We start from the raw sequence: 13,453 nt of genomic DNA on the forward strand, positions 1-13,453 counted from the left end.
ACTGGTCTGTGCGAACAGACAGGCTTCAAAATCGTCTCCTGCCGAAGGCAGCATTGCGACCTGGCGTGGTCTTTGCCAGCCTTGCGTCCGTCGATGTTCTTCGGCGCATTGCGTCCCGCCGAATGCGGCATTGCGTCTCATTTCACCAGTGACTGGTTCTTCTCTCTTCTCTCGCGAGCGAAGCGATCCTCTCGACAGTGGTCTTTCTCGATTGATCATTTCGGTGAACGGGTTTATGATCTGGGACGGTCAACAGAGAAGAGCATCTCACAGCGTTCAGTGACCAGAGAAGAACATATCTTTCATAGTACAGTGTGTCGCTTCGAATAAAAGAAGTAGGTAGTATTTATGTTTCGTTGGATTCACGCCAAGCGACATCTTCGCTCTCTTTTTCTCTTAAGGTGAGCTTCTCTCTGCATATGAAACCTAGTTATGGTAACTGCGCAAGAATTTGACTCACCTCTTGCTCGCTTAACCCTGCATCGCTCTTTTGCGTCTAACTGAGCATTTTGCAGATATTCGATCTAGAGTGCCCCTCTTTGGTTTTGAGGAGAGATTTCCACGTTTTTCGAGTTGGATTACAGAATGTATAATGTTAACGTTAACTGTTAACGTTAACACGATAAAGGGGGATAAGTAGTGAAGAGAGCCACCTTACGAGAAGTAGCACAGAAGGCGGGCACATCAATGATGACTGTATCTAGAGTGATTAACTCCAGGGATTCAGTGAGCGATGAAACAAAGTGCAAAGTACTAAGTGCAATACAGGAGCTTGGGTACGAGCCTCACAAAGATGCGCGAATTCTCAGGGGTGGAAAGACTGGGAGAATCGGGATTGTGGTCTCCGATATTAGAAACCCCTTTTATTCGCAGGTAGTTGGGGACCTCGAGGACCTTGCAGAAGAGAATAACATGGCAGTCATTGTGTCGGACACGAGCAAGAGACTTGACCAGGAGAAGAAGGCATTGAAGTCTCTACTCGATATCAAGGTTGACGCCATTGTAGTTGCTCCTGAAGGATATGAGAGTTCTCATCTTGTAGATGTAATCAGTTCGGGAACTGATGTGGTGTCCTTTGGAGTTCATTTTGAGCATAATTTGATTTCCGAGGTCTCTATCGATGAGATCGCCGGTGCTGCAAAGGCGGGCTCCCATCTTAGGAGTGTCGGAATCAGTGATGTCGTGTTGATTATGGGGAATCCGAGAAAGTTCACTACTAGAGGCAGAATGGAGGGTTTTTTGAAGGGCTTTGGAGACGTACGACAAGAGAGAGTGTTGTATCGTGAAGTTGATTGGAAAGCTTCTTACGGAACAGTGAAGGAACTGCCCAAGCTTCCCGAAGCTTTTTTCTGCTACAACGACATGATGGCAATGGGTGTCATTAGGGCTATAGAGGAAAGAGGAGCTGAAGTCGGAAAAGACGTCAAAGTAATTGGATATGACGATGTGTATATGGCAGAAATAGCAGGCATAACAACTTTAAGAATTCCGATTCGCAGCATGGTGGAGGAAGCCTTTAAAACAATATTGAGTGAAGATGTTAGAAAAAGGGTTTTCACCCCGGAATTCATACTGCGCAAGAGCGCATAAATAGGAGGTGGCGAAATGAAAAGGGTCTTATTGGCTGTTCTTTTTGTTTCAATTGCTTTGGTTGGTTTGGGAGTCCAGAAACTTGTTGTTAATTCCTACATGTCAGACCCGGAACCGAAGAGGGTATTTGAGGAACTGGTAGAACAGTTTGAGTCTATGTACCCAGACTATGATGTGAATGTCAACACATTTGCTCATGAAGACTTCAAAGTTCTCCTCAGAACGTGGCTTACTTCATCCAATCCACCAGACGTTGTCACTTGGTTTGCAGGTGAGAGAATGAGATACTTCGCCAGCAAGGATCTCCTCGAACCAATTGGTGATATCTTTGAAGATGGCTTTGAAGCAGATTTTCCAAGGGCATTTGTGAGCGCTTCCAGCTACGAAGACAAGATCTACTTTCTGCCGCAATCGTGGTACTGGTGGGGTGTGTATTATAGGAAATCTGTTTTCGAAGAACTTGGGATTACCGTACCTGTCACTTGGAAACAATTCCTTGACGTTTGCGAGACTCTCAAGACAAACAACATGATCCCGATAACTATAGGAACAAAGTATCTCTGGACTGCAGCAGGGGTCTTTGATTATCTAAACATGAGAGTAAACGGAATCGAGTACGCACTTAAGCTCACAAATGGAGAAATCCCATATACGGATGACGGAATGAAGGCGGTTTTTGCATACTGGAAACAGCTTGTAGATAATGGGTATTTCATAAAGGATGCAACGTCCTACACATGGCAGGAAGCTGCCAACTATCTTTTCACGGGTGAAGCAGGTATGTATCTGATGGGACAGTTCATAAAGGATGTAGCTCCAGCCGGCGTGAAGGAGGATCTTGACTTCTTCAGGTTCCCTGTAATTGACGGAAATATCGGCTTGTTTGAGGATACACCAATCGATGGCTTCATGATGCCAGCCAATGCCAAAAACAAAGAAGCAGGAAAGACATTCCTCAAATTCATAGCTTCGAAGGAAGCGCAAGAATACTTTGCTACAGAACTGGGAAGACTGGCTGCAAACAAGCATGTTCCTGCGCCGGACGACCATTCCAAGAAAGGCCTGGAAATGATACTTTCATCTGATGGAGTAATGCAGTTCTATGATCGAGATACCGATCCAGAGATGGCTAATGCCGGAATGAATGGCTTTGTTGAGTTCATGACCTTCCCTTCCAGACTCGACACAATCCTGAAGAATCTCGAAAACGAACGAAACAGAATCTACAAGTAAGAATTACATGAAGGGCGGTTTGTGAAGAGCCGCCCTTCATGTCCTTATTATTTACGATAAGTCAGGAAGTACGTCATCGTTCTTGAAGACTGACATGTTTATCGCATGCTGTCAGTTGTATCAGATAGTGTTGTCTTGATCTGTACTTAGGGCTAGCGGACAGTGGAGCTTGTGAAAACGACTTAGCTACTGTCAAGAGATCAGAAAAGTTACTAGATCTTGACTTCAAGACATCTACGTGTTTCTCTGAGCACTTCTCTCTGCTTACCTGCACAGTCACGCAAGCAGACAGGAGTCAGTTGCGGGGGGGAACATGGAAAGTAGGGTCTTGAAACAGAGAGGACACGCATGGAAATCGTAAGTTAGATAATAGGCTTCAAGAGAAAGATATGAGCAATGATTACCTTGGTTTGGAGGAAACAATGAAAAGCAGAAGATGGGTTCCTTGGGCTTTTTTAGCCCTTCCTCTCACAATGTATTCTATATGGGTCATTTATCCCTTGATCAGTACGCTACTTCTCAGTTTTACCAACTGGGACGGGGTCTCAATGTCTATGGAAATCATTGGCCTGGACAACTTCAGAGAGTTGTTCAGGGACCCGTATTTCATTGTTTCCCTAGTAAACAACATTAAGTGGCTGATTGGATTTGCTTTGATATGCGTACCTGCCGGGCTCGGAATTGCTCTTTTGCTCGACCAAGGCTTTAGAGGAAATAAGGTGTACAAGACACTGATCTACCTCCCTATGACACTTTCGTTCGTTGTGATTGGACAAATCTGGTCCTGGATTCTCGAACCAAGAAGCGGCGTTTTGAACAGTTTTTTGGCCTTGCTCGGATTCAAAGGTGTTTCATGGTTGAGCAATCCCTCCATAGTAACTTACTCATTGATAATGGCAGCGTCTTGGAGGCAGATTTCTTATGCTATGGTTCTCTTTCTTGCCGGGCTTAAGGGTGTTCCGAAGGAACTGGTCGAAGCTGCCACGGTCGATGGCGCTGGTCCTTGGAAGAGATTCTGGAACGTCGTGCTTCCGATGCTTAAGCCTGCAACCATAGTGGCTGTCACAGTAAGCGTTATCGATTCGCTCAGGGCCTTCGATATCGTCTATGTTCTGACTCGTGGAGGACCCTTCTATTCATCGTCTGTCATGGCAAATTACATGTATATTAAGACATTCAACAATTACAGGATGGGCTATGGATCATCTATTGCTACTGTCCAGTTCCTTATCACCCTGGTGTTCATAGTGGTTTATATGCGGAACGTGTTGAAAAGGGAGGTCGAAAACGAATGAAGAGGACCCTTTTCTACATATTTGCCACCCTCCTCGTTCTTGTCTGGCTAATGCCTTTTGTCATAACTGCTTTTACTTCTTTGAAAAGCATGGATGAACTCATGTTAGGAAGAAGATGGTGGGAACCGCCAAAAGAAGTTCGACTTGAGAACTATGCAACTGCCTGGAATGACGCGAATATGGGTAGGTATTTCGTGAATACATTCATAATTACCGTACCTTCCGTTCTTGGCGCTCTATTCCTTTCTAGTCTGGGCGCATTCGCGCTGGCATGGTACGATTTCAAGCTTTCCAAAACTATCTTGATGATCTTTGTCGGCGGTATGTTGATTCCTTTTCAGATGCTTTTGATACCCGTATATCGTATGTCGATGTCTTTCGGAATCTACGATAGCTATATCGGTGTAATTCTCTTTCATATTGCGTTCCAGCTTGGGTTCTGCACGTTCTTCCTGAGAAACTTCATGAAGACAATACCTGAAAGCATATTCGACGCCGCGATGATTGACGGAGCGGGTCACTTCTTGATCTACAGAAGAATTGTCTTGCCTCTCGTGGTACCTGCTATGGCAGCTCTGGGGATTCTCGAGTTTACATGGATCTGGAACGATTATCTTTGGTCTCTGATACTTATACAAAGCGATAGGTTTAAGCCTGTAACCTTGGGCCTTGTCAATCTTCAAGGTCAGTGGGTTACGAGCTGGAATGTGATGGCTGCAGGGTCTATAATTGCAGCAGTTGTTCCTCTGGTAGTTTTTCTTCTTTTCCAGAGGTACTTCATAGAAGGACTTACAGTTGGGAGTGTTAAAGGATGAAATGGTTTGGAGCGGCTTATTATCCAGAGCACTGGCCTCGCGAGCGCTGGAAAGAAGATGTCAAAGTGATGAGGGAAATGGGAATGAACGTGGTACGCATAGGAGAGTTCTCCTGGAGCATAATCGAAAGGGAACGAGGCAAAATAGACTTTTCTGTCCTTGACGAAGTTATTGATCTTCTCGATTCAGAAGGGATAAAAGTTATAATGGGGACTCCCACCTGCACGCCTCCACCCTGGCTGATAAAGGAGTTTCCCGAGATACTTCAGAGGGATGTCAACGGATTGTTGATCGCCAGCGGCAGTCGCAGGCATTACTGTTTCAACTCGACTATCTATCGCAAGGAAACGGCAAGGATTGTTGAGGCTTTTGCAGACCACTTTGGTAGAGACCCCAGGATAGTCGCATGGCAAATCGATAACGAATACGGATGTCATAATTCCACGGTCTGCTTCTGCGAGAACTGTGCCACTTCATTCAGACATTGGCTTAAGAGAAAGTATGGTTCCATCGAGAACCTCAACAGAGCCTGGGGGACAGTCTTCTGGAGTCAGACATTCAATAAATGGGAAGAGATAGACCCTCCCAGAAGAACCCTTACATCTCCAAATCCCTCGTTGGTACTAGATTATAGGCGGTTTTCTTCTGACTCTGCGATTGATTATCATAATCTGCAGAGAGAGATCATTGAGCCAAAAAGCGAGGCGCCAATAACTCACAATCTTATGGTCAATTTCACAGAGATCGACTATAAGAAGCTTTCAGACTCCATCGACTTCGTATCTTGGGACAATTACATAGCGGAGGATTATGATCCGGATCTTCAGGCGCTTAACCATGACCTAATGCGTTCTCTCAAAAAGAAGCCTTTTCTCGTAATGGAGCAGCAACCCGGAAGGGTAAACTGGCGTTCAGTGAACACTTGGCACAGTGCTGATCAGCTTTCTTTTTGGGTGAAGCAGTCTTTCGCCCATGGAGCATTTGGTTCACTGATTTTCAGGTTCAGGCAATTGCCGTTCGGTTCGGAGCAGTTTCACACAGGCCTAATCGACTATGACGGCGATCCAACTGAACGCGCAAAAGCCTTTTCAGAAGTAATAGCCGGACTGGCAGATTGGAGCGTGGTCGTTCCGCAGAGAGAAGCGGCTGTTTATATTGATTATGAGAATTTCTGGATAAACGAGACAGACAATCTTAACAATAGATTTGATCTCTTACTCGATGCGATTTTGCCAGTTTACAAGGCAATCAGGAGTCTCGGTTACAACGTTGATTTCGTTTTTCCAGGTGACTCTTTGGACGGGTATTCATTTGCTTTCGTTCCTTCGAGTTTCAAGCTTGAAAGCAGTTTTGTCGACCAGCTGAAGATATTCAAGGGGAGAGTCTTCTTCACGGCTATGAGTGACCAAAAAGATTGTCACAACTTCATAAAGAAAAGCAAAGACAGCTTTCTTAACGAACTTATTGGTATAAGGGTCATTGATGCAGGTGGTATAGAAGAGACTGTGAGCATATCTTTCGCTGGCCAGATTTTCTCCTGCTCTTTTGTTGCTGAAAGAATCCTCCCTGAGAATGACTGCGAGATACTGGGAGTTTACTTGGACGGCCCATATAAGGGCAGTTCAGCACTAATAAAGCGTGAAAACAAGTACTACTTAAGCTCTATCCCGGACACCGGGTTTCTTGAAAGACTGCTTGTCGAAGCAGGGGTGGAGAAGAGAGTGGAGCAATCGGGGAGGATCATTAAGGATGGATCGCAGACAATTCTTTTGAATCCCTTTTCGCACGTTACAATGATAAAACTAAACGGGAAGGAGCATACCCTCAGGGAATACGAGGTCAGGAAACTCTGATCAGTATAAAGCACGCTCTCAAAGGCCAAGTGATGAACAATCCTTCGAGTGACAACTTGGGACCAGATTGTTTTCGTGCTACTCATACATTATCTTTGAGAAGGAAATGAAATCGGCGGTAGAGGACGATGGCACTCTCGCCGTTCATTCGAGCTTAGTCGAAGGAACGCGAAAAAGCGGTTTCGATGTGATCGTGAGCGTGGGCGAGCCTGAAGAGAACAAGATCGGCAGCGTGAATCATCACTATTGAGACACTCTTTATGCAACACTTTCTCTTTATACTTGTCTCACTTTTGGGGGCATATTAAGACTCATCTTCACTTCTCTTCACATCGGTCATATTGGCATCATTCGATGCTTGTGAAGCGCTCTCGTGTTCGAAGATAATCTTCTTGATCCGCTCCTCCGGGAATTCAGTGCCGATTACTCCTTTGAGTCTCTCGTAGAGAGCAATCATTCCCAGCAAGTCTCTCTTAAGTGTTTCATCTCCTGGTACCATTCCCTTCTCATACTTCTTTCCGTAAATGTGACCCAACTCGTAAGCGACTCCCAGTTCTCTATCTGTTCCCAGGGTTATGCTATCGTAGTCGAAGCTCTCTTCCTGCCCCAGCACTTTTCTATAGGCTTCCGCTGCTATAGAAATCTTTTGCTTTGCCTCTGCGCCGAACGTTTCCTTAAAGAATAACCAGCCTTGATTCAGCGAGAGATAGACGGCCGACATGTCTGCAGTAAAAATGTACATCACGAAATAACCCTGTGTAGGAGATTCTGTTATGTCTTTGTCGAAAACACCTATCCAGGGAATCTCTGCCCACTGCCCCTGTCCGGGGGACGCAGATACCTTGAACCTATCAGGGTACTCCGAGTCACCATTTCCTGAACCATGGCGCTTACATCACTTCTCAGAAAGTGTGCAAGCTTGTTCTGTGCAAACTCTTTGTGCTTTTCGATGAGATACTTATTGAGGATTCGGTTGATAGCTTCCTGAATAAGCCCTCCTTATGATAACTGCCCACGCATGGAGCAATAACGTTTCGAGAGACTATCCGGCTAACTAGAGCCTACACCACAACTGTTCCGATTCCCAATGAAAATGGGACTCCCTAGAACAACCTCCCTATGGGAGTAAACGCTTTCCTCCTTTGTTCCTCCCCTCATAGTGTCCTAACTACAAGGGTAGGTAATTCCGGGGGAAGTTGCAATGGCTCTTGCATTAACAGGGAATTCTCCTCTGCAATTTCAGGGATTCACTCTCTGCAATTACCGGTACTTATATTCTGCAGCAAACAAATTCTAAGAGCTTGAGAGGCGGAGGAATCATCCGAGGGCTGAAGATCAATATCCAATGGATTGAAAAGAAGTGTTCCCTCGAAAAAGAGATTCGTGAGATCTCTGGAGGAAGCTTCCTCCCAATATGAGCATAAGAACTACTGTTCACTTCAGTGATCTCTAGTCGGTAGAAAAGCGCTTTCCTATACATGGATAGACTCTGCTTAACTGAGAAGGTTGATTTAGCAGGGCTGGGGTAGATCAATTAATCCAGCGATTTGTTTTTTTTCACATTTCTTCATCTCTTTGCATAACGCTGGAAAACGTACGATGATTAATTTATTATGTTCTACTAAACATGCTAGAGGTGGTATATGGATAGAGAGACAGTAAAGGTGACCCTCCTGGCGGAGGCACTGGAGATGAGCAGGAATTCCTATATTGAATATCGTACTCTCGAAGGGCTTGACTCATTCTTTGAAAGAAGCACAGCAATCGAGCTTGCGAAGGGACTTAAGGATGGATTCTTTCTGGACATGCCCCTGGAAAAGATAATGAGCAACGGATTCTTCAGGGGTTATCTTGCCGGTCTTATGCTTTCAGACAAGACTACTTCACATGTTGTCAAGGAGCAGATAGCCAAGATCCTTCTCGAAGATCTTCTTCGCACCCTGAATGAGGCAGAGGAAACTTCACCCGGTCAAGAAGAGAGTTTTCAATCAGAAAGAGACTTGAAGAAGAGATTCTTTTCCCTATTCGAAGAGAAAGACCGCGAAGAATCTAGAGGACTTGTAAGAGAGAATCTCTCGCTTTTCAGACATTTCGTGAATAGTGAGCATTATATTCCTATTTACCTTTGGGGTAATGAATTGACGACTTTCATTTGCGAAAACTTAGATGCTGAGCAGTTCGAGGGCTCCTTAAAGGAAGACCTGAGAAAGATTGTTCCTTCTGTACTGGCATCATACTCGATGCCCGATACTATGGGTTCGTCAGTAGGACTTAGATTACCGTCGGTTGAGAGTTATTTGAGCTCGCAGTTCCCGATTCTGGCTATGATAAGGAATCGAAAACTGAATCTGGATCAGGTGACTGAGTTCATAAAGAGCCTGTCTCACATTATGTTTGGGGATATCTTGTTGGCGCCGGTTAGCATGGCAGCAGGTGGAAAGACGGAAGAAAAAGCAAGGGCAAAACTGATTATCAATAAGATGTTCGCTTCGATGACTGATTCTGAACTCGGTATTATGTTGAATTCCTCCAGCTACGAGTCGAGAGACGGTTTTCTTTACGAAGTTGTCGTGTGCAATGATTTCAGCAAACTTTTCGATAGACTGAAGAATATTTGGAAAGGGATAGAAAAGAAGGCTTCCCTGTTCTCCAATATGGCTATTGCGAGCGCTCTCCTGGACAAGGATGAGGCAACTGATTGTGTGGGAGAGTATGTCGCATATCTGAAGACACTGGAGCCAACAATCGCAGTTGTACGATCGGGACTCTTGTTATGCATGAAATACGACTTTGAAGACGAGGAGCTCTTCAGCAAGAAGTTTTCTGAGATAACAGATGAGAAACCAGATCCGCCTTTGATCCTATCTCTTCTTCGGGATTCTTTCGGTGATCTTGATGTGATCTATGAACATATGGCAGACGAGTATTCTAATAGAACGGCAATTGATGGTGTAATTTCGAACTTGAAATCGATTAAGGAACCTAATTTCATTTTGTTCGAGAAGACCGGCAGTCTTGAGTATTCAAGAGTGCCAATGTATACGCTGATAAACTCAGCGATAAGTCAGAACGATATCGATCATGCATTCGATACCATGGTAGCTTACTGCAAGAAGTACCGGTTCAACTTCGAATTCATGAATACACTTCTCTCCCTTTCCACAAGAGAAACTGACGAACTGAAGAAGCTCCTTCACGGTGTGGGAGAGCTCGCTTTGAACGTGCTTCACGATATCGTTGAAAAGGATAAATGGGCATCACTTATAGAGAACGAAGAGAGCCCATCCAACACCGAACTCCTGCAAGTCATCGAACATTATGTCGATAGCTTGATCGACCGGAAGGATTACAGGGAAGCACTGAGGGTTATCGAAGAAGTCTTTCCCCTTTTCGGCCCTGATGATTACGGCTACCTCTTGGCGAGCAAATTACTTGTGTGCTGGAGACTGAAAATGTTCGATGAATTGGCCAAAACAATGGAGTTTAAGAACCACAGTGGCCATCCGAAGGCTCTTGCAGTATTGGCGCTGAAGAACTATGCCTACAGGGAGCTAGACATAGCGGAACAGATTCTTCTGAACATTCTTCGCCACTGCCCTGACTTTATCAAGTATCTTCTGGAGGAAGAAGGAAACGATAAGAAGGACTTCGAGAAAGCAGAAAGAGGCAACCTCACTAGTCAGAAAAGAGTCGATTCGCTGACTCTTGCAGAAGAGTTCAGAGGGGACTGGCTTAACCTGAGGGGCGGAAAGGAATGGCTGAAGAAAGTGCAGAAGGTTTTTGATGAAGTGAGGAGTAGTAATACGCCGAGGAACCTTGACTCTTCTAGCTGCTAATGAATTAAAACAATGGAGTTCCCGAAAGTGCCATCCAAAAAGAGGGAAGCGATGAGCAAATCTCAATGCCCGTCGCAGCTGAACCTGCCTCAGCTGAAAGCGAGACTGGCCTTTGCGAAGCAAAGACTGGCCACCGAAGGTGACTGGCTTGTCATTATTGTCACGTTAACGCAAGCGAATAATGGAGTCCTCAGAAGAGGCATCATGGATTGCTGTAGATCTTTTCTCCCGGCTTCAGCGAATGAACAAGCCAGACATTGCCTCCGATTACGCAGTTGTCTCCGACAACCGTACTCCCTCCTAGGACCGTAGCTCCAGCGTATATGACGACGTGATTGCCAATATCTGGATGGCGTTTTATCCCTTTGATCGGATTGCCGTTTTCATCGAGTTCGAAGCTCTTTGCTCCAAGCGTGACTCCTTGATAGATCTTCACATGATCTCCGATTCTGCATGTCTCTCCTATCACCACACCCGTACCGTGATCTATGAAGAAGTGCGTCCCTATTCTCGCGCCCGGATGGATATCGATACCGGTCTTCTGATGAGCATATTCGGTCATTATTCTCGGTATTAGGGGAACCTTGAGCGAGTACAGAATATGGGCTAACCTATAGATGCTTATTGCTTCATAAGCGGGGTATGCAATCATGATCTCTTCCACCGATTGCGCTGCAGGATCTCCTTCGTACGCTGCACGAACGTCCTTGACCAGCTTCTTTGCGACTGTGGGAAGCCCATCCAGAAATTTGCTCGTGATGCTAGAAGCTTCTTCTTCACTCAAATGCGGCTGAATATCGAGGATAAGCTTTTCCAGGAGTCTCATGGCCTTCATGAGTGACTCCTGTCCGTCTGTCGTTTCGTCTTGTGAAAGTTGAGGGCAGATCGTTCTGCGGATAAGGTGAATAAGCTCGATTGTTTTGAGCTTCACATTGCCAAGCGAGTAAGACTTTGATGAACAATGAGTCTTGGCAATTTCCTCGTATACTCCACTTATTCTGACTGATATCGCACTGAAATCACCATTCACTTAGACTGTCTCCCTTCAGGCCAAATTCTGAGTCTCTTCTGTTCCAGTATAGTCGAGTCTGGCTTAGATGTCGTTTCCATATTTGAAAGTGCTGTTATCGGCTGCCTTATCAATCGCGTCACTGGTTAACGTGAGGCTAGAGATTACTCTGCATGTCCTTTCTTCTTTACAAGATTGTTAGAAGATGAGTTTGCATTAGCCTTTTGCTCGTGCTGTCAATTGGGTACGATGAAAGTGTGGATGCGATGCATTTTGGCTTCTTTAGATACTTCGATTTCTTAGCAGTCATTTCCAATCCTTCAAGGGGGTGTTTACGTGAGAATAACCTTGCTCTTGCCCTGGTTTTGCTCGTCATAGTTATTGCTTGCTGTGTGTTCGTCAATAGACTTCCCGTGTGGTCTGCGATTGAAGATTTCACGAGAAATATAGGATCTCTACTTGAAATCGATCTCACCGATTACTGTTCAGACCCCGATAGTGATGAACTGAGCTTCAGTCTGGTCGGCGGCCCGGGGAGTATTAACGGAAGCAATTACTCATGGACGGTTTCGGGGGCCATCGGTACAAGGGAAGTCGAGATTGAGGCTTCCGATGGGGAAGGAAAGTCCAGCACAAACTTCACGATTACCGTTAAAGGTCCGCCCAACACTCCATCAAAACCCTCTCTTTCAGATAACGCAGTCAATCAGAATTTCCTCTTAATCACATTATCGTGGGAAGGAGGAGATCCAGATGGAGATGAGGTAACCTATGATCTGTATTTTGGAAAGACTCCCGATCCAGCTCTGCTTAGAGAAGACTTTTCTTCGACAACTCATACCAAATCGGCACTCGAGAATTCAACCAAGTATTATTGGAAGGTCGTGGCAAACGACGGCACTCACGAAGTGGAAGAACCTGTATGGAGCTCCACAACCAGGGCCTTCTGTCTAGTTCAGGAAAGCTTTGAATCCCTAACTCTAGGACCGTTATCTTCATCGACTCTTTCGTGGGGAGACTATCAGAAGGCATCGACTTTGTTCGCCGAGATCACTCAAAGAGGTTTCGACGGAACGAAAGGGCTTACTTTTGTTGACCCGACTGTATTTGGGTATGCAAAAGTCGTTGCGAGGGATTCAAGCCAGCGAAATCAGGTGCAATCAAGTTTGATTTCAGGGTTTCAGAAAATGGTTTCTTCGGTGTCGGAGACCCCATACGTCGCGCTCCATATGTCTATGTTGGAGACTTTGGTGACGGTTTTGGCGTATATACGTACAATTATCAGACAGACAAAGTGAGAAAGAGAAGCGAGTTGGAACACGACTCCTGGTATCTGATATTGATGGAGTTCGACTTCACCGACTCACCGGGTTTCGCCGTGTACGTCGACAACATAATTGTTCCCTGTGGATACGAGTCATATTCCGAGGGCTTTGACTTCACCAAATTCCACTTCATAGTCTTCGCTGACAAGACATGCTCATATGTTGATTTTGACAACATAATTGTATGCGTAACCGAACCAGGGTACTCGACCACCGGAAAATAGCCGCCGCGTTTGGCCAGTTCAGACCATACTGGATAAGCCGAATTAACCGAGTCATGAGACATTGGCTTGGCTCGTCGTTTGACCAACTCATCACTAACCATAACTTAGGGATCTACTAAGAAACCGTACGATGCCTCTTTTCCTTAGGAATATATGCTGTGTTTGCCTTCCGATTATTCTGATCTTAAGATTCACTCTCTGCAATTACCGGTACTTATTCTGCAGCAAACAATTTTAAATCCTCCCTTGATGGAGGAGGGCCACGCAGTGGCG

10 protein-coding genes and 1 pseudogene are annotated in these 13,453 nt (G+C 45.3%); 9 read left to right on the forward strand and 2 right to left on the reverse strand.

Annotated elements, in window-relative coordinates:
- Positions 1 to 639 precede the first annotated feature (639 nt).
- From B3157_RS11765 to B3157_RS11790, 6 genes are all read left to right on the forward strand, one after another.
- A complete protein-coding gene (locus tag B3157_RS11765) occupies positions 640 to 1,590 on the forward strand; it encodes a LacI family DNA-binding transcriptional regulator (RefSeq protein WP_292590629.1) in 951 nt (316 codons plus the stop codon).
- A gap of 15 nt (positions 1,591 to 1,605) precedes the next feature.
- Positions 1,606 to 2,823: an ABC transporter substrate-binding protein gene (locus B3157_RS11770; protein WP_292590630.1), complete on the forward strand. Its 1,218-nt coding sequence runs from the start codon at positions 1,606 to 1,608 to the stop codon at positions 2,821 to 2,823.
- Positions 2,824 to 3,245: 422 nt separating this feature from the next.
- Entirely contained in the window at positions 3,246 to 4,118 is an 873-nt protein-coding gene (locus tag B3157_RS11775; RefSeq protein WP_214060908.1) for a carbohydrate ABC transporter permease, read from the forward strand.
- Positions 4,115 to 4,933, forward strand: coding sequence for a carbohydrate ABC transporter permease (locus B3157_RS11780; RefSeq protein WP_292590632.1), 819 nt, complete (start codon positions 4,115 to 4,117; stop codon positions 4,931 to 4,933). Before B3157_RS11775 ends, B3157_RS11780 begins: the two co-directional genes overlap by 4 nt.
- Positions 4,930 to 6,786, forward strand: a complete 1,857-nt coding sequence (locus B3157_RS11785) for a beta-galactosidase (RefSeq protein ID WP_292590634.1) — start codon at positions 4,930 to 4,932, stop codon at positions 6,784 to 6,786. The genes B3157_RS11780 and B3157_RS11785 overlap by 4 nt, the downstream gene beginning before the upstream one ends.
- A 106-nt stretch (positions 6,787 to 6,892) precedes the next feature.
- On the forward strand, positions 6,893 to 7,036 hold the full coding sequence (locus B3157_RS11790; protein WP_292590636.1) for a hypothetical protein: 144 nt from the start codon (positions 6,893 to 6,895) through the stop codon (positions 7,034 to 7,036).
- Between the two features lie 54 nt (positions 7,037 to 7,090).
- Here the strand turns inward: B3157_RS11790 and B3157_RS11795 are convergent.
- Positions 7,091 to 7,630 (reverse strand): annotated as a pseudogene (locus B3157_RS11795) (MrcB family domain-containing protein); the annotation flags it as partial.
- 799 nt (positions 7,631 to 8,429) lie between these two features.
- Between B3157_RS11795 and B3157_RS11800 the strand changes: the two are divergent.
- Complete coding sequence (locus B3157_RS11800; RefSeq protein ID WP_292590638.1) at positions 8,430 to 10,622, forward strand: hypothetical protein; 2,193 nt, start codon at positions 8,430 to 8,432, stop codon at positions 10,620 to 10,622.
- 202 nt (positions 10,623 to 10,824) lie between these two features.
- On the opposite strand, the gene epsC is transcribed toward B3157_RS11800, so the two are convergent.
- The gene (gene epsC, locus B3157_RS11805; protein ID WP_292590640.1) at positions 10,825 to 11,652 is read right to left on the reverse strand and encodes a serine O-acetyltransferase EpsC; all 828 of its coding nucleotides are present in this window, start codon (positions 11,650 to 11,652) and stop codon (positions 10,825 to 10,827) included.
- 245 nt (positions 11,653 to 11,897) lie between these two features.
- On the opposite strand from epsC, the gene B3157_RS11810 reads away from it, so the two are divergent.
- Complete coding sequence (locus tag B3157_RS11810) at positions 11,898 to 12,929, forward strand: hypothetical protein (RefSeq protein ID WP_292590641.1); 1,032 nt, start codon at positions 11,898 to 11,900, stop codon at positions 12,927 to 12,929.
- Positions 12,926 to 13,180 carry a hypothetical protein gene (locus B3157_RS11815; protein ID WP_292590643.1) on the forward strand — a complete coding sequence of 85 codons (255 nt, stop codon included), beginning with the start codon at positions 12,926 to 12,928 and terminating at the stop codon, positions 13,178 to 13,180. The genes B3157_RS11810 and B3157_RS11815 overlap by 4 nt, the downstream gene beginning before the upstream one ends.
- Positions 13,181 to 13,453 lie beyond the last annotated feature (273 nt).

This window comes from Mesotoga sp. UBA5557, from assembly GCF_002425715.1.
Lineage (GTDB): Bacteria > Thermotogota > Thermotogae > Petrotogales > Kosmotogaceae > Mesotoga.

What these genes read in the sequence shown, in the direction of transcription:
- B3157_RS11770 (WP_292590630.1), top strand. Translation starts at nt 1,606, where the DNA reads ATGAAAAGGGTCTTATTGGCTGTTCTTTTTGTTTCAATTGCTTTGGTT.
- B3157_RS11790 (WP_292590636.1), top strand. Translation starts at nt 6,893, where the DNA reads ATGAAATCGGCGGTAGAGGACGATGGCACTCTCGCCGTTCATTCGAGC.
- B3157_RS11785 (WP_292590634.1), top strand. Translation starts at nt 4,930, where the DNA reads ATGAAATGGTTTGGAGCGGCTTATTATCCAGAGCACTGGCCTCGCGAG.
- B3157_RS11780 (WP_292590632.1), top strand. Translation starts at nt 4,115, where the DNA reads ATGAAGAGGACCCTTTTCTACATATTTGCCACCCTCCTCGTTCTTGTC.
- B3157_RS11775 (WP_214060908.1), top strand. Translation starts at nt 3,246, where the DNA reads ATGAAAAGCAGAAGATGGGTTCCTTGGGCTTTTTTAGCCCTTCCTCTC.
- B3157_RS11810 (WP_292590641.1), top strand. Translation starts at nt 11,898, where the DNA reads ATGCATTTTGGCTTCTTTAGATACTTCGATTTCTTAGCAGTCATTTCC.
- B3157_RS11800 (WP_292590638.1), top strand. Translation starts at nt 8,430, where the DNA reads ATGGATAGAGAGACAGTAAAGGTGACCCTCCTGGCGGAGGCACTGGAG.